The organism is Pseudomonas sp. SZ57, from assembly GCF_009495975.1.
Lineage (GTDB): Bacteria > Pseudomonadota > Gammaproteobacteria > Pseudomonadales > Pseudomonadaceae > Aquipseudomonas > Aquipseudomonas syringae.
The window spans coordinates 324,840-346,869 of the sequence record NZ_WIBD01000003.1 but is presented as its reverse complement, the minus strand read 5'-3'; the positions used below and the strand labels follow the sequence as shown (position 1 = coordinate 346,869).

The 22,030-nt window shown below is 58.8% G+C and carries 21 protein-coding genes; 5 read left to right on the top strand and 16 right to left on the bottom strand.

Features of this window, described 5'->3' with window-relative positions:
• Positions 1-39: 39 nt before the first annotated feature.
• The 9 genes from GE543_RS05235 to GE543_RS05195 all read right to left on the bottom strand — a co-directional run bounded on the left by GE543_RS05235 (position 40) and on the right by GE543_RS05195 (position 7,657).
• Positions 40-681, bottom strand: coding sequence for a CatB-related O-acetyltransferase (locus tag GE543_RS05235; protein WP_003415305.1), 642 nt, complete (start codon positions 679-681; stop codon positions 40-42).
• A 38-nt stretch (positions 682-719) separates the two neighbouring features.
• Positions 720-1,604 carry a glycosyltransferase family 2 protein gene (locus GE543_RS05230; RefSeq protein ID WP_103695962.1) on the bottom strand — a complete coding sequence of 295 codons (885 nt, stop codon included), beginning with the start codon at positions 1,602-1,604 and terminating at the stop codon, positions 720-722.
• 256 nt (positions 1,605-1,860) lie between these two features.
• Positions 1,861-2,748: a heme o synthase gene (cyoE, locus tag GE543_RS05225; protein WP_003314082.1), complete on the bottom strand. Its 888-nt coding sequence runs from the start codon at positions 2,746-2,748 to the stop codon at positions 1,861-1,863.
• A gap of 10 nt (positions 2,749-2,758) precedes the next feature.
• On the bottom strand, positions 2,759-3,091 hold the full coding sequence (gene cyoD, locus GE543_RS05220) for a cytochrome o ubiquinol oxidase subunit IV (protein ID WP_003409003.1): 333 nt from the start codon (positions 3,089-3,091) through the stop codon (positions 2,759-2,761).
• Positions 3,091-3,723, bottom strand: a complete 633-nt coding sequence (locus GE543_RS05215) for a cytochrome o ubiquinol oxidase subunit III (protein WP_003409001.1) — start codon at positions 3,721-3,723, stop codon at positions 3,091-3,093. The genes cyoD and GE543_RS05215 overlap by 1 nt, the downstream gene beginning before the upstream one ends.
• A 3-nt stretch (positions 3,724-3,726) precedes the next feature.
• Positions 3,727-5,739, bottom strand: coding sequence for a cytochrome o ubiquinol oxidase subunit I (cyoB, locus tag GE543_RS05210; RefSeq protein ID WP_003408998.1), 2,013 nt, complete (start codon positions 5,737-5,739; stop codon positions 3,727-3,729).
• Positions 5,740-5,742: 3 nt separating this feature from the next.
• Positions 5,743-6,684, bottom strand: coding sequence for a ubiquinol oxidase subunit II (gene cyoA / locus GE543_RS05205; RefSeq protein ID WP_025990861.1), 942 nt, complete (start codon positions 6,682-6,684; stop codon positions 5,743-5,745).
• Positions 6,685-6,694: 10 nt separating this feature from the next.
• Positions 6,695-6,895: a hypothetical protein gene (locus tag GE543_RS05200; RefSeq protein WP_003314077.1), complete on the bottom strand. Its 201-nt coding sequence runs from the start codon at positions 6,893-6,895 to the stop codon at positions 6,695-6,697.
• A 252-nt stretch (positions 6,896-7,147) separates the two neighbouring features.
• Entirely contained in the window at positions 7,148-7,657 is a 510-nt protein-coding gene (locus GE543_RS05195) for a disulfide bond formation protein B (RefSeq protein ID WP_003408994.1), read from the bottom strand.
• A 612-nt stretch (positions 7,658-8,269) separates the two neighbouring features.
• Here GE543_RS05195 and GE543_RS05190 point away from each other — a divergent pair.
• The 3 genes from GE543_RS05190 (at position 8,270) to GE543_RS05180 (ending at position 10,566) form a co-directional block, all read left to right on the top strand.
• On the top strand, positions 8,270-9,166 hold the full coding sequence (locus GE543_RS05190; protein ID WP_003408993.1) for a chemotaxis protein: 897 nt from the start codon (positions 8,270-8,272) through the stop codon (positions 9,164-9,166).
• Between the two features lie 65 nt (positions 9,167-9,231).
• Positions 9,232-9,693: a GNAT family N-acetyltransferase gene (locus GE543_RS05185; RefSeq protein WP_153221073.1), complete on the top strand. Its 462-nt coding sequence runs from the start codon at positions 9,232-9,234 to the stop codon at positions 9,691-9,693.
• Positions 9,694-9,810: 117 nt separating this feature from the next.
• Positions 9,811-10,566, top strand: coding sequence for a YkgJ family cysteine cluster protein (locus GE543_RS05180; protein ID WP_003408991.1), 756 nt, complete (start codon positions 9,811-9,813; stop codon positions 10,564-10,566).
• Positions 10,567-10,584: 18 nt separating this feature from the next.
• Here the strand turns inward: GE543_RS05180 and GE543_RS05175 are convergent, their stop codons facing one another.
• From GE543_RS05175 to GE543_RS05145, 7 genes are all read right to left on the bottom strand, one after another.
• A complete protein-coding gene (locus tag GE543_RS05175; protein ID WP_032698076.1) occupies positions 10,585-10,809 on the bottom strand; it encodes a hypothetical protein in 225 nt (74 codons plus the stop codon).
• A 93-nt stretch (positions 10,810-10,902) separates the two neighbouring features.
• Complete coding sequence (locus tag GE543_RS05170; RefSeq protein ID WP_153220943.1) at positions 10,903-11,901, bottom strand: fimbrial protein; 999 nt, start codon at positions 11,899-11,901, stop codon at positions 10,903-10,905.
• Between the two features lies 1 nt (position 11,902).
• On the bottom strand, positions 11,903-12,688 hold the full coding sequence (locus GE543_RS05165) for a molecular chaperone (protein WP_153220942.1): 786 nt from the start codon (positions 12,686-12,688) through the stop codon (positions 11,903-11,905).
• On the bottom strand, positions 12,685-15,147 hold the full coding sequence (locus GE543_RS05160) for a fimbria/pilus outer membrane usher protein (RefSeq protein ID WP_178118556.1): 2,463 nt from the start codon (positions 15,145-15,147) through the stop codon (positions 12,685-12,687). The genes GE543_RS05165 and GE543_RS05160 overlap by 4 nt, the downstream gene beginning before the upstream one ends.
• A 203-nt stretch (positions 15,148-15,350) precedes the next feature.
• The gene (locus GE543_RS05155; protein ID WP_153220940.1) at positions 15,351-16,103 is read right to left on the bottom strand and encodes a molecular chaperone; all 753 of its coding nucleotides are present in this window, start codon (positions 16,101-16,103) and stop codon (positions 15,351-15,353) included.
• 63 nt (positions 16,104-16,166) lie between these two features.
• On the bottom strand, positions 16,167-16,751 hold the full coding sequence (locus GE543_RS05150) for a fimbrial protein (protein ID WP_003314067.1): 585 nt from the start codon (positions 16,749-16,751) through the stop codon (positions 16,167-16,169).
• A gap of 330 nt (positions 16,752-17,081) precedes the next feature.
• Positions 17,082-17,462 (bottom strand): hypothetical protein, encoded by a 381-nt coding sequence (locus GE543_RS05145; protein ID WP_046235089.1) that lies wholly within the window; start codon positions 17,460-17,462, stop codon positions 17,082-17,084.
• 292 nt (positions 17,463-17,754) lie between these two features.
• Here GE543_RS05145 and GE543_RS05140 point away from each other — a divergent pair, with 292 nt between their 5' ends.
• Together GE543_RS05140 and GE543_RS05135 are read left to right on the top strand one after the other, a co-directional pair.
• Positions 17,755-18,921, top strand: a complete 1,167-nt coding sequence (locus GE543_RS05140; protein ID WP_153220939.1) for an efflux RND transporter periplasmic adaptor subunit — start codon at positions 17,755-17,757, stop codon at positions 18,919-18,921.
• Positions 18,918-22,022 (top strand): multidrug efflux RND transporter permease subunit, encoded by a 3,105-nt coding sequence (locus GE543_RS05135; protein WP_153220938.1) that lies wholly within the window; start codon positions 18,918-18,920, stop codon positions 22,020-22,022. The genes GE543_RS05140 and GE543_RS05135 overlap by 4 nt, the downstream gene beginning before the upstream one ends.
• Positions 22,023-22,030: the final 8 nt, after the last annotated feature.

Here is a 22,030-nt window from a genome sequence, read left to right as displayed (position 1 = left end):
CTGAAGCAGGTCCGAACGCACAGGCGCTTTTGCGGCCAGTCAGTTGCCCAATGGCCGTGATGTGGCCTGGCGCTGGCGAACGTATGAGAGGAAGGCGTCCATGTCCGAGCTGCACAAGGTCCGTGCCACGGATTTGACTTCCTCCATGGGCCAGTCCCACCAGGCCGTCTGCAGCAGCAGTTGACGAACATCCTCTTCAAAGCGCCAACGGATGAATTTGCACGGATTACCACCGACAACCGAATAGGGGGCGACATCGCGTACAACCATCGCGCCAGCACCGACGATTGCACCGTGACCGATCGTGACGCCTGACACGATGAGCGCGTTGGCGCAGATCCAGCAGTCACTGCCAATGGTGACATCACCCTTGCTGGGGGAGTAATCCTTGATATCTGCCAATTGCTCGACCATTGCGGGAAATGGATAGGTCGTGATCCAGTCTGTGCGGTGCTCACCACCCAGCAGAATCCTCACCCCTTCAGCAATCGAAGTGTAGGACCCTACGCGCAGCACGGAGTCATCACCAAACTCGACGATATCCGGCGCGCCGTACGTGCCTACACCCACTTCGGCTCGCGGGTATTGCAGTCTGATCTTCTGCGCAAGCCTCTCCAGTTTGTCGAGTTTGCGCAACTGCTTGCGTATTTTTCTGTTTTTTAACAGCTCGATGAATTTCATATCTTCAATCACATGTTTTTTTGACAGCCAGGCCGCGCTTACCGATAGCTCAGGAGCAAACGCTTGCAGCGCCGCAAGGTCGTTCTGTTGATCTGCCTCCACGGGATGGAAAACAACAGACTCCACGCATATCGCTTGTCCGCGACCGCAGCGTATTTCAAGGCCTTGTTGATGGCCTGAGTGCGACCGCTCTGGTATTCGCGATGATCCCGATAAGGCTCGATGCTCTTCAGGTCAGCCTCAAGCAACACCTTGTACTTGCGCGAAAGGTTGTTCGGGTGCCGCCGATAGCGTGTGACGATCTCGGGGAGCACATGAATTTCATAGCCCAGATGAGCGATTTTCAGTGTCGCCTGAAAGTCCTGAACCCTTATCTGCGGGTCATAGCCGTCCGCATCCTTAATGGCCTTCATGCGGTACAGAGCGACCGGCGCGCCGACGACCACCGCGTCGCGCAATATGTCATCGAACGTCAGCCGCTCGATGTGATCGCGAGACTGACGTTTGATTTCCTTGCCGTCGCCATCCATGTAGCTGACCAATGCGCCGACACAGCCTACTGCAGGGTGATTGTCCAGATACTCGGCACGAATCCGCACCGAGGAGGGAAGCATGATGTCATCCAGGTCCGGCGTGGAGAGGTAAACGCCTTTGGCGTAACGCAGACCATGGTTGAGGGCAGCACTGACGCCCTGATTGGCCTGGCGATAAAGCTGGAAAGGATAGCGTTGCTGCAGGGACTCAAGCATCGCGATGCTGTTGTCGGTCGAGCCATCGTCAACGATGATGACCTCGAAGTTCTCGTAGTCCTGAGCAAAAATGCTTTGAATCGCGACCTCGAGAAATCGCTCGGCGTTGTAGCAAGGGGCAACGATGGAAACCAAAGCGCTGGGCGTGGGGTTCTGACTTTCTGAAGACATCATGGGTAGCAGCCATAATCATGATCAGCCCTGGCGGGCTCGGAAACCGGATATCCGTAACAGGTCGCTTGAAAACGGCACATCATGCGGCAAGCGCTCCTGATTTTCCATGAAAGGTCAAAAACGCCCTGCAAACAGGCGTTTACAACCGCCGAAAAACTGTCGGCATGCCCTGCCTTTCATCCAGTGTAGATCGACACCCAAAAAAAACCCCGTTCTTCGCAGAACGGGGTTTTTTCATATCGCGTATCAAGTGGGATCAGAAGGCGTAAGTCACCAGCAATTCTTTCGTCACCTGAAAGTCGACCGACATCATCACGCTCAAGGCAGTAATGGTGAAGATCGAAAAAACGAACAGCTTGCGAGCCCAGACAGTATCGTCAACGGCCTTGTAGCCCTTCCAGGCCATGTACAGCCAGTACATGCCCATACCCGCTGCGACAGCCAGGTAGTTGAGGCCCGCGTAGCCACCGACGGTCAACATCAGGGTCGCTACGAGGAACGCCAGGATGTAGAGCATGATGTGGCGCTTGGTAACCAGAATGCCGCGCTTGACCGGCAGAACCGGAATCTTCGCAGCACGGTAATCATTGAAGCGGAAGATGGCGATCGCATACGAATGCGGCATCTGCCACAGGCTGAACATCACCAGTAGCGTCAGGGCCGCAAAGTCGAAGCTGTTGCTCACTGCGCAGTAGCCAATCACCGGCGGCATGGCCCCCGAAAGACTGCCCACCAGCGTGCCGTGAACGGATCTGCGTTTCAGGTACAGGCTGTAAAGGCCGACGTAGATCACGAACCCGATCACTGCAAACAGTGCGGCCAACGGATTGGCCTCGGTGTACAGCAGGCCAACGCCTGCGATACCGAGCAGGGTTGCGTAGAGCAGCGCCAGTTTCAGTGAAACCAGGCCCTGCACCAGAACCCGGTTACGGGTTCTTTCCATTCGCTGATCGATATCGCGATCGATGCAGTTATTGAACACACAACCGGACGCAACGACCAGGGAAGTACCGATGACCGCCGCAAGGAACACGCCGAAATCGATATTTCCCTTGGAAGCCAGAAAAAAGCCACCTGCCACCGAAAGCACGTTACCGAAAATGATCCCCGGCTTGGTGATTTGGATAAAGTGCTTCAGTGACATCTGGTATTCCTCAATGCGCCATCATTTCGCGGTGGACGCTGAAAATGATCCACAGCGACAAGCCGACCAGCAGGACGATAACCATCGTGGTAAAGGCGAAGGCCATCACGTTGTTACGTTGCACGCTCGTGAAGTCCAGATGCAGGAAGTAATGCAGGTGCACCAGAATCTGGATGATCGCGAAGACCAGAACGATTGCGATCGTCATGTCCTTCGGCAGTGAAGGTGACATCACCAGGGCAAACGGAATGGCGGTCAGGATGATCGACAGTACGAAACCGATGACGTACGACTTCACTGAGCCGTGACTATTGTCTTCAGCGGAGTGATGCGAATTTGACATTACAAAGCTCCCATCAGATAGACAACGGTAAACACGCCGATCCAGACAACGTCCAGGAAGTGCCAGAACAGGCTCAGGCAGCTCAGGCGCGTCTTGTTGGTGTTGGTCAGGCCCTTTTTCTGGACCTGGAACATCATGATCGCCATCCAGATCAGACCGCTGGTCACGTGGGCGCCGTGCAGGCCTACCAGCGCGAAGAACGCTGACAGGAAGCCGCTGCGGCTCGGACCGAAGCCCTCTTCGATCAGGTGATGGAACTCATAGATTTCCATGCCGATAAAGGCAGCACCGCACAGAAAGGTCAGTGCCAGCCAGCCCAGTACCTGGCTCTTATTGCCCTTGTACAGTGCCAGCATGGCGAAGCCGTAAGTGATACTACTGACCAACAGGAACGCGGTTTCCACTGCCACGAATGGCAGCAGGAAGATGTCCTGGCCCGACGGGCCGCCCGCGACACTGTTGACCATCACGGCGTACACCGCGAAGAACGAGGCGAACAACACGCAGTCGGTCATCAGGTACAGCCAGAAGCCGTAGACCGTCATGCCACCGCTGTCGTGGTGATCGTCATGCCCATGATCATGGTCGTGACCGTGATCGTGGGCTCCGGAGTTGATTGCAATATTTGACATTGTTTAAACCTGTTCCAGCGAGGACTTGACAGGAGTGTATGCACCGTTGGCCGCCAGGACCTTGTGATGCTCACCTTCAATACGCGCTACATCTTCAGCAGGCACCATGTAGCCCTGGTCGTCACGCATGGCGTGAGCAACGAAGACAGCAATGGTCGCAACCAGGCTTGCGCCTACCAGCCACCAGATGTGCCAGATGAATGCGAAGCCGAAGACCGTCAGCAACATACCCATGTACAGGCCGGTAGCCGTGTTGTTAGGCATGTGGATCGCCGAGTAGCGGGCAGGAACCTTGTAAGCGGTACCGGCACGTTTTGCATCGGTGAACGGGTCGATGTCGTCAGCTTTTGGCAGCTCGGCAAAGTTGTAGAACGGTGGAGGCGAAGAAGTGGACCATTCCAGGGTATGGCCATTCCATGGGTCACCGGTCAGATCGCGGTTGTTGTCGCGGTCACGGATACTCACGAACAGCTGGATCAGCTGCGAAGCGATACCCATGGCGATCAGCACGGCACCGAACAGCGCGACGTCCAGGTAGATGTTCCACTCTGGCATGTCAGTAGCGTTCAGACGACGGGTCATGCCCAGGAAGCCCAGCGCGTACAGCGGCATGAATGCGACGAAAAAGCCGACGATCCAGAACCAGAACGCTGCCTTGCCCCACTTCTCGTTCAGGGTGAAACCGAACGCTTTAGGGAACCAGAACGCGAAGCCGGCGATGTAACCGAATACCGCACCGCCGATGATGACGTTGTGGAAGTGAGCGATTACGAACAGGCTGTTGTGCAGCACGAAGTCGGCACCCGGGATCGCCAACAGAACGCCGGTCATGCCGCCGATCGAGAAGGTGACCATGAAGCCCAGGGTCCAGAGCACCGGCGCAGTGAAGCGCAGACGGCCCTGATACATGGTGAACAGCCAGTTGAACAGCTTCACCCCCGTCGGGATCGCAATCAGCATCGTCGCCAGACCGAAGAAGGCGTTGACGTTGGCACCCGCACCCATGGTGAAGAAGTGGTGCAGCCAGACCATGAAGCCCAGGATACAGATCGCACCAGAGGCGAAGATCATCGACTTGTGGCCGAACAGACGCTTGCCGGAGAACGTGGAGATGACTTCCGAGAACACGCCGAAGGCCGGCAGGATCAGGATGTACACCTCAGGGTGACCCCACGCCCAGAACAGGTTCACGTACATCATGGGGTTACCGCCCATTTCGTTCGTGAAAATGTGGAAGTCCAGGTAGCGGTCAAGGGTCAGGAACGCCAGGGTAGCGGTCAGGATCGGGAACGAAGCCACGATCAGGATGTTTGCCCAGGTGCAGGTCCAGGTGAAGATCGGCATGTCCATCAGTTTCATGCCAGGGGTACGCATTTTCAGAACGGTCACGAGGAAGTTGACCCCCGTCAGCGTCGTACCTAACCCGGATAACTGTAGCGCCCAGATGTAGTAGTCGACCCCGACACCAGGACTGTATTGCAGCCCGGAGAGAGGCGGATACGCAACCCAGCCGGTCTTGGCGAACTCACCGACACCCAGAGAGATGTTGATCAGCAGCATACCTGCGACCAGCAGCCAGAAGCTCAGGGAGTTCAGGAACGGGAACGCCACGTCGCGAGCGCCGATCTGCAGAGGCAGAACGATGTTCATCAGACCCGTGAAGAACGGCATCGCCATGAAGATGATCATGATCACACCGTGAGCGGTGAAGATCTGGTCATAGTGCTCAGGCGGAAGGAACCCTTCGGAACCGTTCTGGGCCATCGCCAGTTGGGTACGCATCATGATCGCGTCGGCAAAACCGCGCAGCAGCATGACCATGGCAACGACGATGTACATCACACCGATTTTCTTGTGGTCGACAGAGGTCAGCCACTCAGACCACAAGTACGTCCACTTGCGGAAATAGGTGATCAACCCGACAACCGCAATGCCGCCGAGCGCGATCATGGCAAGTGTCACCATGACTATGGGCTCGTGGAACGGCACCGCTTCCAGACTTAATTTGCCAAACATCGTTTACTCCTCTGCCCCAGCAGCTGAATTTTTGCCTTTTTCCGCACCAGCCTCACCGGCTACTTCCTTCTCACCAGCAACAACCTTCTTGCCTGGATTCATACCTTCATACTTGTCGATGACGATCTGGAACAGGTTCGGGGTGACCGAGGAAAAGAGTTCGACAGGGTTGCGTTCGCTCGGCTTGATCAACTCGGCGTATTCGGCCGTGCCAAGCTTTTTGGGCGAGCTCTTGACTTCGCTGACCCAGCTGTCGAAATCAGCCTGGCTGGTAGCGATGGCCTTGAACTTCATGCCGGTAAAGCCTGCGCCACTGTAGTTGGCCGAAATACCGTTGAATTCGTGATTCTCGTTGGCAATGAGGTGCAGCTTGGTGTGCATGCCCGCCATCGCGTAGATCTGACCACCCAGACCCGGGATGAAGAACGAGTTCATCACGCTGTCCGAGGTGACCTGGAAGTTGATCGGAGTCTTGGCCGGGAACACGATCTTGTTGACCGTGGCAATGCCGTAGTCCGGGTAGACGAACACCCACTTCCAGTCAACCGAGATCGCCTGGATGGTGATCGGCTTGACGTCCGAATCAAGCGGACGGTAAGGGTCCAGCGAGTGAGTCGAGACGTAAGTGATGTACCCCAGGAAGACCAGCAACAGCATGGGTACGCCCCAGACTGCGATTTCGATCTTGGTGGAGTGAGACCAGTCCGGCGTGTACTTGGCAGCCTTGTTCGACGCGCGATACTTCCAGGCGAAGATCAGGGTCATCAGGATGACCGGGATCACGACAATCAGCATCAGCAACGTTGCGATTATGATCAGGTTCCGCTGCTCGATACCCACCTGCCCTTTTGGATCGAGCAGAGGTACGCCATCGCATCCACTGAGCAAAAGCATACAGAAAAGGGCCAAGAAGCCAAAAAACCTGGGGTACCTTTTTTTACTCATTTCACGACCTCTAAAAGCAGCTTGCGCGGTGCAGTTGGGTTTCGACCGCCAACACTTCGCCCTGCCAGTGCCGGCTAATTTTTTTGAATTGAACAAGGGCCGCCAGTACGCACAGCGGCGTATCGACAAGTCCGGGTTTAGCTATGGATTCTTGTTTTTTGAGTTGCTGGAACTGCCCAAAACTTCGGGCAGACGCTTTCGACGCGGCCATTATACGCCCTCAGAGGCAAGCGTTGCGCTGCCTGTTCAGAGTGCACAGGGGACGCTCCAAGCCTCAAAATGCTGATCGTTCGGCCAAGCTGAACGACAAGTGACGGGGATTGTAGATACGTAAATTTTTAATGACTATGCCTAATTTTGTAACAGTTATTCTCTATACGCGTAACAATCGTCCTGCAAACGCCTCATTTCACCCGAAAAAAGCCCCGTATTCACGGGGCGTTTTTAGCGAAAGCCCCTGTAGTTAGTAAGGTTTGCGGCGATTGCGGATGATGCACGCCGGTACCAGAACTGCAGTCAGGACAAACGCCGTCAGCGCCCATTGCGCGAGTGACAATCCGAGAACCGGCGGATATGGCGTCGTGCAGAAACCGCTGACCTGAAACCCTGTAGGGAACAGTGTAGCCAATGGCAGGCCATCGACAATCGGCTGCAGCACATCGATGCCGCAGCTGTCGGACGGATGGGCGAGGATCCAGACATGCCGGCCGGCAGCAGCAATACCGCCAAGGGCACTGAGGGTGACCAGGGTTTCAAACACCGTGACGCTGCGACGTCCGGGCATTGCGGCACCGATGAACGCAAAAATGGCGATGAACAACAGTGCGTAACGCTGCAGAATGCACAGCGGGCAAGGCGCTTCGCCCAAGGCGATCTGCATGTACAGGGCGCCGCCGATCAGGGCCAGGCAGATAATGCCCAGCAAAACCAGAAAGCGCTTTTCGCGTCTCAGGTACAACGTGTTGTCGCTCATTCACATACCTTACTGAACTGATCAAGGGGTTGGTCAACGCCATGCAGCGTGCGCGAGCAACCTGGACGAGGGTGGACGGCCTGGCTGAGCCGAGGCGTGCGCGATGATCATCTGTCTGATTCGGCAACTCAAGCATTGGCCAGCCATACGGACGCATTTGCCGGCCAGGTGGTCTGCGCGGCAGCAGATGCACGACCGACAGGACGCTTTTTGCAGGGGCCGGATGCAAAGCCCTTCTATATATAGAGGGGTGCGTCAGTTTGTCGCAGTTCTTCTTCTATATATAGCTGCGGTATTTTGTCGCAGGGCGCCTTTCTGGCAAAGCACTATGACGTGCGAACCCGCTACGCAGGTTGTGGGAATGCAGAGAGCGACAATCTGCCGCCCTCCCCCGGTTTGACTCAACCGAAGCCAGACTGCCACTATCGGCGCATGGGCAGCCAGTTTCTCGGGTCCGCCACGGTGCAGTGCAACGACGTCCAATGGCAAGCGAACGGCGCGCTCGGCTGTCGGTTAAAAATCCTCAAGCCAGCCCGCCTCGGGTCGATAACCTGTCATAGAAAGTTGTTTGCCGCTACCAGGCGACGAAACACCTACAGCCAGAAGGTTCATATGTCCAAGAACGTCCGAGCAGATTCACTTTCGCTGCTCCTCTTCACGTTGCGCAGCGGCAAGCTGATGGCGATCAACCTGCTCAAGGTCAGCGAGATCATTCCCTGCCCGCCTCTGACCCATCTTCCCGAATCGCACCCACACGTCAAAGGCATCGCGACGTTACGGGGTTCGTCACTGTCGGTTATCGACCTGAGTCGTGCGATCGGCGAGCGACCGCTGGCCGATCCGGACGGTGGCTGCCTGATCGTCACGGATGTCAGCCGCTCGAAGCAGGGCCTGCACGTTCAGGCCGTGAGCAAGATTGTGCATTGCCTGACCACCGATATCCGTCCGCCGCCCTACGGGTCGAGCAGCAAGTCGTTCATCACCGGGGTCACGCAGGTCGACGGCGTGCTGGTACAGGTACTGGACATCGAGAAAGTGATCCACGGTATCGCCCCTGCGCAGATCGTCGTGCAGTCCACAGAGCTGGCCAAAGAGGATGCGGAACTGCTGAGCAAGGCGCGGATTCTGGTTGTCGATGACAGTCAGGTTGCCCTGCAGCAGTCGATCATTACCTTGCGCAATCTCGGCCTCGAATGCCACACGGCGCGCAGTGCCAAAGAGGCCATCGACGTTCTGCTCGATCTGCAGGGTACTGCGCGGCAGATCAACGTGGTGGTGTCCGATATCGAGATGTCGGAGATGGACGGCTACGCCCTCACCCGCACACTTCGGGATACCCCGGACTTCAGTGACCTGTACATCCTGCTGCACACCTCGCTCGACAGCGCGATGAACAGCGAGAAGTCGCAGATTGCCGGGGCCAATGCCGTGCTGACCAAATTCTCGTCACCCGAGCTGACCAAATGCCTGATCGAGGCCGCACGCACAGTGGTCGCCCAAGGGCTCTGATCCCTGAGCGCACAGCCACACAACGTCCGAACCTGACCGATGCATCCGCCGCGCATTACTGGCTGATGCGTCGGGATCTTGCAGTGCCAGTGCCCATCCCGGCCTGGCCGCCTGGCATCCAGCCACATCCTTTTACGCTTGAGCGAGCCGCAGAGGTTCATCGCCTGCTGACCCTGGGTTATGGCAGCGCGGCAGGCTGCGTGGCGGATTATCCGGACTGGCTGGCTGCATTCGAACACGATCCTGAATGCGATCCGTCGCTGTGCTTTCTGGCCATGCGTGACGAAACGGTAGTCGGTGTGATCGTGTGCTGGACCAGCGCATTCATCAGGGACCTGGTGGTGCACCCTGATGTGCGACACAACGGGATCGGCCACGCCCTGCTCAATCATTTGTTCACCCATCTGCATACGCGCAATGAAGCATCGGTCGACCTTCACGTCATGGAAAACAACCTGGCGGCGCGGCGGCTTTATGAAAAATCCGCAATGGCTTATCTCAGGCGTTTCGACACCCCCGCAGCCTGAGCCCGCTGTTGACCGGCCCGACGAGTGGCGCGCAACTTGCTTCCCGAGAAACACCAAGCGAGTGAGTGACCAATTGTTGTCGCTTGCCGCCTACCTGTTGGACGGGTCATCGAGATAATGGACACCAAGTTTTCCTGCGTGGGGTGTGGCGGCTGCTGCACTGACCATCACGTACCGCTGACGCTCGGCGAAGCCGCGCAATGGGCGGCAGATGGCGGCAACGTCATCGTGCTGACAGAGGCATTTCTGAGCAATGGCTATGGGGTTTCCGAGACGCAGCTGACCCATGCCAGCCGTCGCTCGGCCGAGGTCAGCACTGGCAGCACGACAGCCTTTGTGGCGATAACCTTCGCGGCCTACAACGTGGGGCGCTGCCGGAATCTTGACGAGAAAAACCTGTGTCGCATCTACGAGCGCCGGCCACTGGTGTGCCGAATCTATCCGATGGAGATCAACCCGCACATCCCGTTACGCCCGGAGAACAAAGGCTGTCCGCCAGAGTCCTGGGAGCAGGGTCCTGACCTTATCGTCAACGACAGGCTGGTCGATAGGCAACTGATAGACCTGATCGAACAGTCGCGTCAGGCCGACCGGGATGAAATAGAGACCAAACAACTGATTTGCCAGAAGCTCGGCATCCGTACTACTGCCCTCAAGGGCAACGGTTTCGTCGCCTACCTGCCGGACATGGGCGCGTTTGCCGCCGCCATCGAAGAAGTCGCAAATCCAGCGCAGGATGAGCAAGCCCAAGGCTCGAAGTGGGAATTTCACGTCGCCGGCCAGCACGTTCTGGACACCCTGCAACAGGAAGGTGCCGAGGTGACTGACCGGCAGCCGGTTTCCTACCTGTTCATCCCCTTGCAGGCGGCCTGAGCAGGATCACTCAGGCAATCAGCGCTTGCCCATCGACCTGCGGGTGCCAGCTGGCGCGACGCCCGGGGTCTTGTGATGGCCGTGCTTGTTGTTTTTCTGATGCCACGCCGGCTCCTTTTTGGCCTGGGCAAACTCCGAAGGCTTGAACGGAAAGCTGAAAGGCGCAATGACAGCCTTGTTTTCAGTGTCTGCGACGGAGTGGGCTGCGGCGTCTTGAACAGGAGGTTGTTCAGGCGTGGTCATGGTGTCACCAGAAAGTCGAATTGGCCGGGCAAATGCCCGCGGCCGCGCAGCATACATCAATCGCCGCACAACCGCCCGAGCCTCCTGTCGCCGTCATTTGTAGAACAGATCGACCATCACCTCGGCATTGAACGGTCCGGGCCTTGGCGTGCTGGTATTCCATAGCAGTTCGGCATTGAAGTCCGCCCTGGCCGTGTTGGTTTCGCCGAGCAATTCCGCCAGATGGAATGGTTCGTTGTAACGTAGCGGCTGACCGTTGACTGCACTGGTAATGCGTATCCCCAATGAATCATTACCGACGGGGACCAGCAGCTCGCCAGACAGAGTGCCTGTCACCGGCCTGAAACGCGCATCGATGCTGAACGGCGAATCACAGCTGCGGCTGGTCAGCAGGGAGAATGTCTGGGTAGCAGTCACTTTGCCAATGGCCACCTGGTGTATCGCAACGTCGCCAAATTCCACGGTTTCCGGGAGCACTTGCAGATCAGCGTCGCAGGCCACGAACCTCAGCCCCCGCAGGTTATTGATCACATAACTGAGGCTGCGCCCTGACAGCCGACTCGGGTCTGTCGCGCCGCCCAGCTGAAAAAACCGGTAATCGAGCAGATCACTGGCCACGCCGGAGGACGGTGTAGCGCCGAACTTCTGGATAAATACCGAAAACGCCAGGCTAAAACGTACTTTCGGGCAGTTTTCGAGCGTGCTCTCACCCTCGCGACACATCGGCACGTAGCTGCCGGTACCGACCCGACCACTGCCTTGCAGGTGATCGATGCCCTGCAACGTCATCCCGGCGCGAATCCCCTGACCGATCGAACGATTGTCCGGATTCAGGTAGATAAAAACTTCCTCCGCTTCGGACTGCCAGCCCTCTCTGGCGCACTCGACCTGAACAGTCAGAGGTTGGGAACGCCATACCACTTCCCCGTCAGGCATCGACTCCGGGATTGCCACCGTACTGCTCAGGTCATCGTGAATTTCGGTTTCGCCCGTCCCTTGAGTGGTACAGACCACTGCGAAAGTGGAAGCCGAATGCAGTAACAGCAACACGGCAAGGGATCGCAGCCAGCCTCTGGCAGAGAGATATTTCATATCAGCATTCATCCTGAATGGAATTGTTTTTCGGCAGCCTGGCGGTAGTGGCCGTCTGCCCGGTGAGCTGTGCGCAATGAGTTCGTCGGCCGCCGTAGTCGGTCAGCGCCTGGTATGAAAAACGATATGTGGCAGAGGGCTCGACACTCGCCGGTACAACCATCGAAATCTGGGCGCCCGGCGCCAACAGCAGATGGTCGCCGAGCCGCACACCGTCGATATGCAGCGCTTGCAGAGCGGCGTGATAGGGCGTCGGGTTACTGACCGTCAGCAACAAGGCGTGCGACGGGTCATGAGTCAGTGTCCACAGCAGCCGCGCGGGGGTGTCGGCCGGATCACCGTCAAGGCCGGGGGGCCGGTAGAACACGTTGATGCGTTGGCGCACGGCGATGTTCAACTGCCCCGCACCGTCCTGGCGTCGGGGTATCTCAAGCACGTAAAGATGCAGCAGCGACTCGTGTTTCTGCGGCATGCCTGTGCCCTGATACAGCACGCGCAAGATCTGCCTGCCGCCCACCGGCAGGCGTGAAAGCGGTGGCGTGACCACGAATGGCAGCGCCTTGCGCAGCTCAGCCGGGGTGTCGGCATCGTGCGCGGCGTCGCTGAGCCAGGCCTGTACAAGTGCCTCGGACGTGCCGCGATTGCGCACTTCGAGCGCGACTTCGCGATACTGCCCGTCGAAAACCAGCCGCGTTCCACTCAGCGAAACAGCGCCCTGCGCCGCCAGGCCGCTCGTCAACAGCACAGCCGTCAACAGCGCCTTGCATGAGCCAGCGAAAGCGCTCATCGGCATATCACCCTGATCCGCTCGTAGGCACGCGACGGGTCTCTGGGCGGTAGCGAGAATGTCGCCTGACATCGTTGATCGGACCAGCGCACCCACAGGCTGCCGGCATCCTGCTCGCTGAGCACCAGCGCCTGGCTGCCGGGATCGACCACTGCCAGCGCCCTGCCCTGCTCATCTTCGACACTGGCACCCAGCGGCACCTTGCTGCCATCGGCGCGTACCAGTTCGAACTGGACCCGGCGGCCCACGTTGGCCTTGAAGCGCACCACCGGTATTGCGCCCCTGCGCGGCACGATCTGGGTGATGGCGTTTTCCAGATCGACATCAGCGCCCAGCTGCCGGGTATCCAGGCTGACCCAGTTGGTGCGGTAGGCCTGCGCATAAGGCAGAACCGCATAGCCGTTGCCGGCGGTCTCGACGTTACTGAACGATTTCAAGCGGGCGCCACCGACATCCGGCACCTGAACCAGCGCAAAGGTTTCTCCCAAGGCCTGCCCCAGGTTCACACCACCGGCATGCGCCACCAGCGAACCCGCAGCGGACAGGCTGAATGCATCGTAGTCCTGGCCCTGGCTATAACCGGCCTCGAAACGGCCGAATGCCGTGCTGGTGCTGACCTTGCCTGCGCCAAAACTGCCGGAGGTGCTGTCACGTCCAGCCTGTACCGAATAGAACGTGTCGCGGTCGCCCAGCACCTGGCCGTTGAGACCGGCCTGCGCGTTGTACTCGCCACGGCTGTCGCGCACCGCGTTGAAAGACAATCGCGACGAGCCGGGGCTGGACCCGAGCGGCAGGGTCACGCTCAGGGCAATACGATTGTCGGTGCTTGCGTCACCGCTTCGTCCGAAATCCTCGTTGCGTTCGATGGACAGGCTGTAATTGAGCGAACGCCAGGCCGCGTTATAGGACAGGTAAAGTTGCCGGGTCTTGCCGGGCAGGTTCCAGTAGCGCTGCTCGGACGCCGTCAGGCTCAGCGACGCCGACTGGCCAGGCACTATCTGAGTGATACTGAGTTCCAGCCGATCCCGCGCCAGCCCAGAGGGCAACACTCGCCGCTGCGCGCCGCTGTCGCTGACGTGCTGGTTCAGGGTCCGGTATTGCTCGGTCGAATATCGATAACCGGCCACTGCCAGCGTGGTGTCGGTGACGTCCAGCGTGTTGGCATAACGCACCCGCAGGCTCTGACCACTGCGCGTCTGCTGATCTATTTTGCTGACCGAGCGGGTGAGGTCCATCGACACTGCGCCCAGCCCGGTGTTGACCCCGGTGCCTATATTCGCGGCCTGATAATCCTCGGCCAGTTGCGCCCCAGCGAACCCGGTAATCCGTTCGGAAAGACCATAGATCAGAGCTGCGCTGGCAAACGCAGGAGAAGCCTGCTGATCGTCGTTGTTGTCGACCTGCCCGCCGGCCAGGCTGTAGCGCAACGAGCCTGCGGGAACCATGATCGGCAGCGACGCATAGGCCTGGGTGAAGGTTCGTACGCGCCCGTCGGCTTCGATGACAGACACCGACAAGTCGCCATTGGAGCCACTGGGATAGATATCGGCAATCTCGAAAGGCCCGGGCGACACACTGCCGCTGTAGAGCAGAAAGCCGTTCTGGCGAACTTCCACGGTCGCATTGGTTTCGGCAATCCCGCGGATGACCGGGGCATAGGCGCGCTCGCTGTCCGACAGCATGCCATCGTCAGAGGCCAGGGCCGCGCCTCTGAAGCGGACACTGTCGAAGACCTGCGAATCGGTAAACGTCTCGCCCAGCGTGAGCTGGCTTTTCAGGGCGGTGATATCGCGCTGCGCGAACGTACGGTTGCTGCGATAACGCCAGGGCCTGTCACTACCGCCGACCAGAGAGGACTCGTTGCGCAAACGCCAGGCGCCGACGTTCAGGCCGTTTCGCAGCCCTACGTAGTACTGATCGGTTTCCAGGCCCTTGTTACGCCGCCGACTGCCATTGAAGTTGTAATTGATAAAGCCTGCGGTCTCGCCCTGGTCCCAAAGCTCCGGCGCCACATAACCACGAGTACCGCGCGACATCACCGCTTGCGGCACACTGATCGTCAGTCGCAACGCACCGGGCTGATAGTCGACGCGAGCAAATTCGACACGCGCAGGCAGGTCGAAACAGGCCTGGGCAGATACCTCACCTGACGGCAGACGACTCACGTCCAGACCAAAGCTCTGTAGCATCTCGAGCGACAGGCAGGGCTCGATCAGGCCTGACAGCGGATTTTTCAAGAAGCGGATGTCGCGTCTGCCGCTCAGCTTGCGATTGACGTAGATATCAACCCGGTAAGTACCGGGCAGCACGCTATTGGAGCGCAGAAACTCCTGAAGGTCAGCCGGCTGATCGCTTCCCTGGATAAAAGCCGTATTGAATCTGGCTGCCCCGTCGCCACCCGACGAGGCGGCCGACGCGCTGACCGCAAACATCAACGTCAATCCGAAACCGATACCCAGCGCACAGCGTCGGGGGTGAGGGATCGCGCACTGGGCAATGACTCCCTCATAAACTTCTTTGCGCCATTCCATAGCGGTCTTCACTCTACTTCGGCTGTCGCGCGCGCCGCGCAATCCTTTTACACAGACGCAGGTCTGCCGGGCTGCCTTGTCACTGAGGCCCGACGGTTTGAATAGTGAACGCTGACAGTGGATGCGCCAGCTTATCGGGGCGACGCCTTGCCGGCGTTAACCGGTTGTTTATGGGTGAGGGTTGCCTGATAAGACACTTGTCCGCCGTAGTCATTGAGACTGACGAAACTGAGCAGCAACGGCGCATTTGCCGGGGTGTGCTGTAACGGAATACGCAGACGCTGATGCGGCGCCAGCATCTGACTGTCCAGAAGGGCAAGTTCAGTATCATGTTGGCGTATGGAAATCCGGAGCATGGAGACATGATAGGGGCCGGGATTTTCGACCTGCACACCGGTGTCATCGATCCACTGCCAGCTCAGTCTTTCCGGTGCCTGCTGTGGATCACCCTGCAAACCATCAGGCCGGAAGAAAACCTTGATGCGCTGACGTACCGCGATCTGCAGCGTGTTTTCTGCTGCGGTCTGGGGTATTTCCTGAACATTGAGCCACAATACCGATTCACGATCGGTGGGCATGTCGGTCCCGGAATGAATGATCCGCAACAGTTGCCTGCCACCCCCGGCCATACGCGCAAGTGCGGGGGTGACAATGAACGGCAGGTTCGGCAGACTTTCGTGAGTGCCGGCCGCCGCCACAGGCGATTCAAGCCAGGACTGCAGGAGAATCTCTCCCCCGCCACTGTTGTGAACACCCAGACTGACCTCTTTATCAGTGCCCTGGTAAATGACTCGCGTCGTATTCAATACAATGCCCGCCTGAACGGTGGATGCGCAGAACAACAACGCAACAAGCATCGTGTAGCGGAAAAAATCGGGAAACATGCTGACGTTCGCCTTGAATTCGGTAGAGGACAGAGCGAGCACTGCCCGCCCTGTCCGACACGATTACTCGTAATCCATCACGAACGGCAGGAAGCCGTCGGCATTACCAGGATTGGTGGGCGTGCCGTTAAGCACATACACCGCGCCAAAATTGATTTCGGCGGTGGCACCGTTGGCGCCATCCTTGATCAGCGTGGTGTCGACGGTTTCGTCACCACTCAGATCCATCAGCACGCTGGACGCATTGAGCAGGCCGATACCGACGCCATCTGCCGCACCGGTGGTGCGCAGGAGTTTCGCGTCGTTGTTGTCCAGGCCACTGCCGTTACGGGCAATAAGGCGCATCTTCACCATGTTGTACTGGTCTGCACCCGCACTGCAGTTGACCAGCAACTGGATGGGGGCAGCCGTCTCGAATCGGCTTTCGCTCGATACACCGATATCGGAGAAGGACACGTTGCCCAGGTCGATATTGATTTCGCCAGGGTTGGTCCCGGCACTGACACCCGTGCCCGGCCCCACATCGCAGGAGATATTGGTCAGTGTTCCGTTAAAGACCATTGTGCCGTTGTTCGCCGCACTGGCGGTACCTGCCATGCCAACGCCCATTACGCCCAGAACTGCCAATGTAAGAGAAAGCTTTTTCATGCTAACGACCTTCCTTGTGTTATTTCGTGTGTGCCCGCTATCGGACGGTGAGCACTATAGAGCCAGGTCTATTTCAGTGCTGTCAGCTCGGTAACTTTCACCCCGCAGACAACACAACACGACACGCAGGACAGGTCTGTAGGAATAATTATAAGGTGTGCCGGGCACACTGATAAAAACCCTTTTCCACACAGAAGCTCGCCGTTACTCAGGTACAGACTACCGACGCCGTCACCAGGACCGAGGTTATTTATCGTTGACACTTTTCGGGCACTGGACTGCCACTTGAAAACGTGACAGTCCGGACAAGAAAACACGACAGACAGCTAATTACTGATAGCTCAACGTAACAACGGCAGCGCGCGCCTGCAGGGCTTCTCCGTCGATTACCACGGCGGCAGGCAACACCTGATACTGCGTCACGAAGGGCATTGCCTGCTCACCACAGACATTGCGTTCGGTGCTCACATGAATAGTGACCCCGGGTGCAACTTCCAGCGTTCTCGACTGAACACCGGGCGCCGTCATTTCTGTACTGGAAACCCTGCAACTGCTGTTGACGATACTGCCACGCAACGTTATTGCACTGTCCTTTGCCCATGACACAGCGGGAGCAGTCAGCCACACCGTCGACAGGATTGCGACCCACAAGCGTTTATCAAGGGCCCGCAACTTCCACATCACTTTTCCGTTCGTTTTCTGACTGCTCATGGCGTACTCCATTCATTGACTCATACGATAATTTAAGTTGATGAGAGAATGACCTGCCAGAAACCTACTTAGGAAAATGTAGGAAAACTCCTAGGACTTAATAAACATCTGGACAACTATCTCTTCAACATAGGTATCGTCCAATTCCGACTTTTCTTGACTGCACGCCACACCCGCTGGAGGCTTTCTGACAAACCTGACAGCTGAAAGTCATTCTGTTGACCGGGTTTGCAGGCTATAAGGAAGCTGTAAAAAACATCTCTCCCGTACTGACATTTGGCGTTTTCTTCATATGCGCAGAAAGACCCTGACCGTCACCGCCGTCGTCCTGGTGATCGCCTGTGTGGCGATTGCCGGCTGGAAACTGACCCGCCCGGCCACAGTCCCCAAACATGCCGCTGCCGCTGTGCCCGTCAAAGTGATCACGGTCAGTCTTGAGGACGTGCCGCGTTTCGTCACAGGGATCGGATCGGTGCTGTCGCTGCAAAGCGTCGTGATCCGCCCCCAGGTGGATGGAGTGCTGACGCGCGTGCTGGTCAAGGAAGGTCAGCAGGTCAAGGCCGGGGACCTGCTGGCAACGCTGGATGACCGCTCTATCCGGGCTGCGCTGGAACAGGCGCGTGCCCAGTTGGCGCAGAGCAAGGCGCAGCTGGACGTCGCGCAACTGGACCTCAAGCGCTATCGCCAGCTCACCCAGGAAAATGGCATCTCGCGACAGACGTTCGATCAGCAACAGGCACTGGTCAGGCAGCTCGAAGCCACGGCGAAAGGCAACGAAGCGAGCATCAACGCCTCACAGGTGCAGTTGTCCTACACTCAGATTCGCTCGCCGGTGACGGGACGGGTCGGTATTCGCAATGTCGATGAAGGCAACTTCCTGCGCGTCAGCGATACTGCCGGGCTGTTTTCAGTGACCCAGATCGACCCGATTGCCGTGGAGTTTTCCCTGCCACAGCAGATGTTGCCCACCCTGCAGGGGCTGATTGCCGAGCGCGACGCGGCGACTGTCAAGGCGTATCAGGGCGACGGCGCGGCCAACGGCCTGCTGCTGGGTGAAGGCACGCTTTCATTGATCGACAATCAGGTGTCGGCAAGCACCGGTACGATCCGCGCCAAGGCTCAATTCAAAAACCCCGGCGAGCAACTCTGGCCAGGGCAACTGGTGACCGTGAAGATCCAGACCGGTATCGAACTCAACTCGCTGAAAGTGCCGCCACAAGTGGTGCAGCGCGGCGTTGATCTGCACTTCGTCTATCGGCTCACTGCCGATAACAAGGTAGAAGTCGTCCCCGTCAAAGTGCTCTATCAGGACAGCGAACAGACGCTGATCAGCGGACCACGTGCTGGCGATGTACTGGTCAGCGACGGCCAGTCGCGGCTACGCCCGGGAGCAACGGTCGAAGTGATCACCGCGCCTGCTGCGGATGTCGCCAGCGCGCAAGTGGAGCCCGCACGATGAACGGCCGGGGCTCGGTGTCGGCGTGGTGCATCGACCACCCGGTGGCCACCTTGTTGTTGACCTTCGCACTGGTCCTGCTGGGGGTCATAGCGTTTCCGCGGCTGCCGATCGCGCCGTTGCCGGAAGCGGAATTCCCGACCATTCAGGTCACCGCACAGCTCCCCGGCGCCAGCCCCGAGACCATGGCGTCTTCGGTTGCCACGCCACTGGAAGTGCAGTTCAGCGCGATACCGGGCATGACCCAGATGACCTCCAGCAGCGCACTGGGCTCCACCAACCTGACGCTGCAGTTCACGCTCAACAAAAGCATCGACATTGCGGCCCAGGAAGTCCAGGCCGCCATCAATACCGCAGCCGGACGCCTGCCGGCCGACCTGCCCAGTCTGCCGACGTGGCGCAAGGTCAACCCGGCCGACAGCCCGGTGCTGATTCTCAGCGTGAGTTCCAGCCTGATCCCCGGCACCGAGCTGAGCGACGTCACCGAAACCATTCTGGCGCGCCAGCTCAGCCAGATCGAAGGGGTGGGCCAGGTATACATCACCGGTCAGCAGCGTCCGGCGATTCGTGTCCAGGCCGCCCCCGAGAAACTCGCCGCGCTGGGGCTGACCCTGGCGGACATTCGCTTGGCGGTGCAGCAGACCAGCCTGAACCTGGCCAAGGGCGCCCTGTACGGCAAGGACAGTATCTCGACCCTGTCCTCCAACGACCAGTTGTTCAAGCCGCAGGACTACGCGCAACTGATTGTTTCCTACAAGAACGGCGCACCCGTCCAGCTCAAAGATGTGGCCCGGGTGGTCGCGGGCTCGGAAAACGCCTACGTCAAGGCGTGGTCCGGCGATCAGCAAGGCGTCAACATCGCCATCTTCCGCCAGCCGGGCGCCAACATTGTCGACACCGTGGACCGTATCCAGCGTGAACTGCCACGCCTGCAGGAAATGCTCCCGGCCAGTGTCGATGTCTCGGTACTCAATGACCGGACGCGTACCATCCGTGCCTCGCTGCATGAAGTGGAACTGACCCTGATGATCGCGGTGCTGCTGGTGGTCGCGGTCATGGCGCTGTTCCTGCGCCAACTGTCAGCCACCCTGATCGTCAGTGCGGTACTCGGGGTCTCACTGATTGCCAGCTTTGCGATGATGTACCTGTTCGGCTTCAGCCTGAACAACCTGACACTGGTGGCCATCGTGGTCGCGGTCGGTTTCGTGGTGGACGACGCCATCGTGGTGGTCGAGAACATCCACCGTCACCTCGAAGCCGGCCAGGGCATGCGTGAAGCCGCGATAAAGGGCTCCGGGGAAATCGGCTTTACCGTGGTGTCGATCAGCTTCTCGCTGGTGGCGGCGTTCATTCCGCTGCTATTCATGGGCGGCGTGGTCGGGAGGCTGTTCAAGGAGTTCGCACTGACCGCAACCGCGACCATTCTTATTTCGGTGGTCGTGTCCCTGACCCTCGCGCCGACCCTGGCCGCCCTGTTCATGCGCGCGCCTACCCATCACCCGCATCAGAAACCGGGGTTCGGTGAACGCCTGCTCGCCTCCTACGAGCGTGGCTTGCGCAAGGCCCTGGCCCATCAGCGGCTGATGCTTGGCGTGTTCGGCCTGACCCTGGCGCTGGCAGTGGTCGGTTACATCCTCATACCCAAAGGCTTCTTTCCGGTTCAGGACACCGCTTTTGCACTCGGGACCACCGAGGCGGCTGCCGACATCTCCTACCCGGACATGGTGGAAAAACACCTGGAGCTGGCAAAGATCGTCGGCGCGGACCCTGCGGTGCTGGCGTTCTCGCATTCGGTCGGTGTTTCGGGCAGCAACCAGACCATCGCCAACGGCCGCTTCTGGATCTCGCTCAAGCCACGCGCCGAACGCGATGTGTCGGTCAGTGAGTTCATCGACCGCCTGCGCCCCAAACTGGCCAAAGTCCCGGGCATCGTTCTGTATCTGCGCGCTGGCCAGGACATCAACCTCAGTTCCGGGCCGAGCCGCAGTCAGTACCAGTACGTGCTCAAGAGCAACGACGGCGAATTGCTCAACACCTGGACGCAACGGCTGACTGAAAAACTGCGCAGCAACCCGGCGTTTCGTGACATGTCCAACGACTTGCAACTGGGCGGCAGCGTCACGCACATCGACATCGACCGCAGTGCTGCTGCGCGCTTCGGCCTGACCACCGCCGATGTCGACCAGGCGCTGTACGACGCGTTTGGCCAGCGGCAGATCAGCGAGTATCAGACGGAAGTCAACCAGTACAAGGTAATCCTTGAACTGGACGCCCAGCAGCGCGGCAAGGCTGAAAGCCTGGCGTACTTCTACCTGCGCTCACCACTGACCAGCGAAATGGTGCCGCTGTCGGCGCTGGCCAAAGTCAGTGCGCCGCGCATGGGCCCATTATCGATCAGCCATGACGGGATGTTCCCGGCGGCGAACCTGTCATTCAACCTGGCACCCGGGGTCGCCTTGGGCGATGCTGTGCGCATGCTCGATCAGGCCAAGAACGAAATCGGCATGCCCGCCTCGATCATCGGCAGCTTCCAGGGCGCAGCGCAGGCGTTCCAGAGTTCGCTGGCCAACCAGCCCTGGCTGATCCTTGCGGCGCTGGTGGCGGTGTACATCATTCTGGGTGTGCTCTATGAAAGCTTCGTGCACCCGCTGACCATCATCTCCACCCTGCCCTCGGCAGGTATCGGCGCACTGTTGCTGCTGTGGATGATGGGCCAGGACTTCTCGATCATGGCTTTGATCGGCGTGGTGCTGCTGATCGGTATCGTCAAAAAGAACGGTATTCTGCTGGTGGACTTTGCCCTGCAGGCACAGCGCGAGCAGGGCCTCACGCCCCACGAAGCCATTTATGAGGCCTGCATCACCCGCTTCCGACCGATTATCATGACCACCCTCGCCGCGCTGCTCGGCGCGCTGCCGCTGATGCTCGGTTTCGGCGTCGGTTCCGAGTTGCGTCAGCCGCTGGGCATTGCCGTGGTCGGCGGCCTGCTGGTGAGCCAGATGCTCACGTTGTTCACCACGCCGGTCATTTATCTGCAACTGGAGCGGCTGTTTCATCGACGTCACCCGGCGCCCGACGCACCGGCGCTGGCCCTGCACAAGTGAGAGTCGCC

What these genes read in the sequence shown, in the direction of transcription:
- GE543_RS05200 (WP_003314077.1), bottom strand. Translation starts at nt 6,895, where the DNA reads ATGGCCGCGTCGAAAGCGTCTGCCCGAAGTTTTGGGCAGTTCCAGCAA.
- GE543_RS05150 (WP_003314067.1), bottom strand. Translation starts at nt 16,751, where the DNA reads ATGAAAAAGCTTTCTCTTACATTGGCAGTTCTGGGCGTAATGGGCGTT.
- cyoE (WP_003314082.1), bottom strand. Translation starts at nt 2,748, where the DNA reads ATGTCACTGAAGCACTTTATCCAAATCACCAAGCCGGGGATCATTTTC.
- GE543_RS05170 (WP_153220943.1), bottom strand. Translation starts at nt 11,901, where the DNA reads ATGAAATATCTCTCTGCCAGAGGCTGGCTGCGATCCCTTGCCGTGTTG.
- GE543_RS05140 (WP_153220939.1), top strand. Translation starts at nt 17,755, where the DNA reads ATGCGCAGAAAGACCCTGACCGTCACCGCCGTCGTCCTGGTGATCGCC.
- GE543_RS05195 (WP_003408994.1), bottom strand. Translation starts at nt 7,657, where the DNA reads ATGAGCGACAACACGTTGTACCTGAGACGCGAAAAGCGCTTTCTGGTT.
- GE543_RS05145 (WP_046235089.1), bottom strand. Translation starts at nt 17,462, where the DNA reads ATGAGCAGTCAGAAAACGAACGGAAAAGTGATGTGGAAGTTGCGGGCC.
- cyoB (WP_003408998.1), bottom strand. Translation starts at nt 5,739, where the DNA reads ATGTTTGGCAAATTAAGTCTGGAAGCGGTGCCGTTCCACGAGCCCATA.
- GE543_RS05180 (WP_003408991.1), top strand. Translation starts at nt 9,811, where the DNA reads ATGGACACCAAGTTTTCCTGCGTGGGGTGTGGCGGCTGCTGCACTGAC.
- GE543_RS05185 (WP_153221073.1), top strand. Translation starts at nt 9,232, where the DNA reads ATGCGTCGGGATCTTGCAGTGCCAGTGCCCATCCCGGCCTGGCCGCCT.
- GE543_RS05190 (WP_003408993.1), top strand. Translation starts at nt 8,270, where the DNA reads ATGTCCAAGAACGTCCGAGCAGATTCACTTTCGCTGCTCCTCTTCACG.
- cyoD (WP_003409003.1), bottom strand. Translation starts at nt 3,091, where the DNA reads ATGTCAAATTCGCATCACTCCGCTGAAGACAATAGTCACGGCTCAGTG.
- GE543_RS05235 (WP_003415305.1), bottom strand. Translation starts at nt 681, where the DNA reads ATGAAATTCATCGAGCTGTTAAAAAACAGAAAAATACGCAAGCAGTTG.
- cyoA (WP_025990861.1), bottom strand. Translation starts at nt 6,684, where the DNA reads ATGAGTAAAAAAAGGTACCCCAGGTTTTTTGGCTTCTTGGCCCTTTTC.
- GE543_RS05175 (WP_032698076.1), bottom strand. Translation starts at nt 10,809, where the DNA reads ATGACCACGCCTGAACAACCTCCTGTTCAAGACGCCGCAGCCCACTCC.
- GE543_RS05230 (WP_103695962.1), bottom strand. Translation starts at nt 1,604, where the DNA reads ATGATGTCTTCAGAAAGTCAGAACCCCACGCCCAGCGCTTTGGTTTCC.
- GE543_RS05155 (WP_153220940.1), bottom strand. Translation starts at nt 16,103, where the DNA reads ATGTTTCCCGATTTTTTCCGCTACACGATGCTTGTTGCGTTGTTGTTC.
- GE543_RS05215 (WP_003409001.1), bottom strand. Translation starts at nt 3,723, where the DNA reads ATGTCAAATATTGCAATCAACTCCGGAGCCCACGATCACGGTCACGAC.
- GE543_RS05135 (WP_153220938.1), top strand. Translation starts at nt 18,918, where the DNA reads ATGAACGGCCGGGGCTCGGTGTCGGCGTGGTGCATCGACCACCCGGTG.
- GE543_RS05165 (WP_153220942.1), bottom strand. Translation starts at nt 12,688, where the DNA reads ATGAGCGCTTTCGCTGGCTCATGCAAGGCGCTGTTGACGGCTGTGCTG.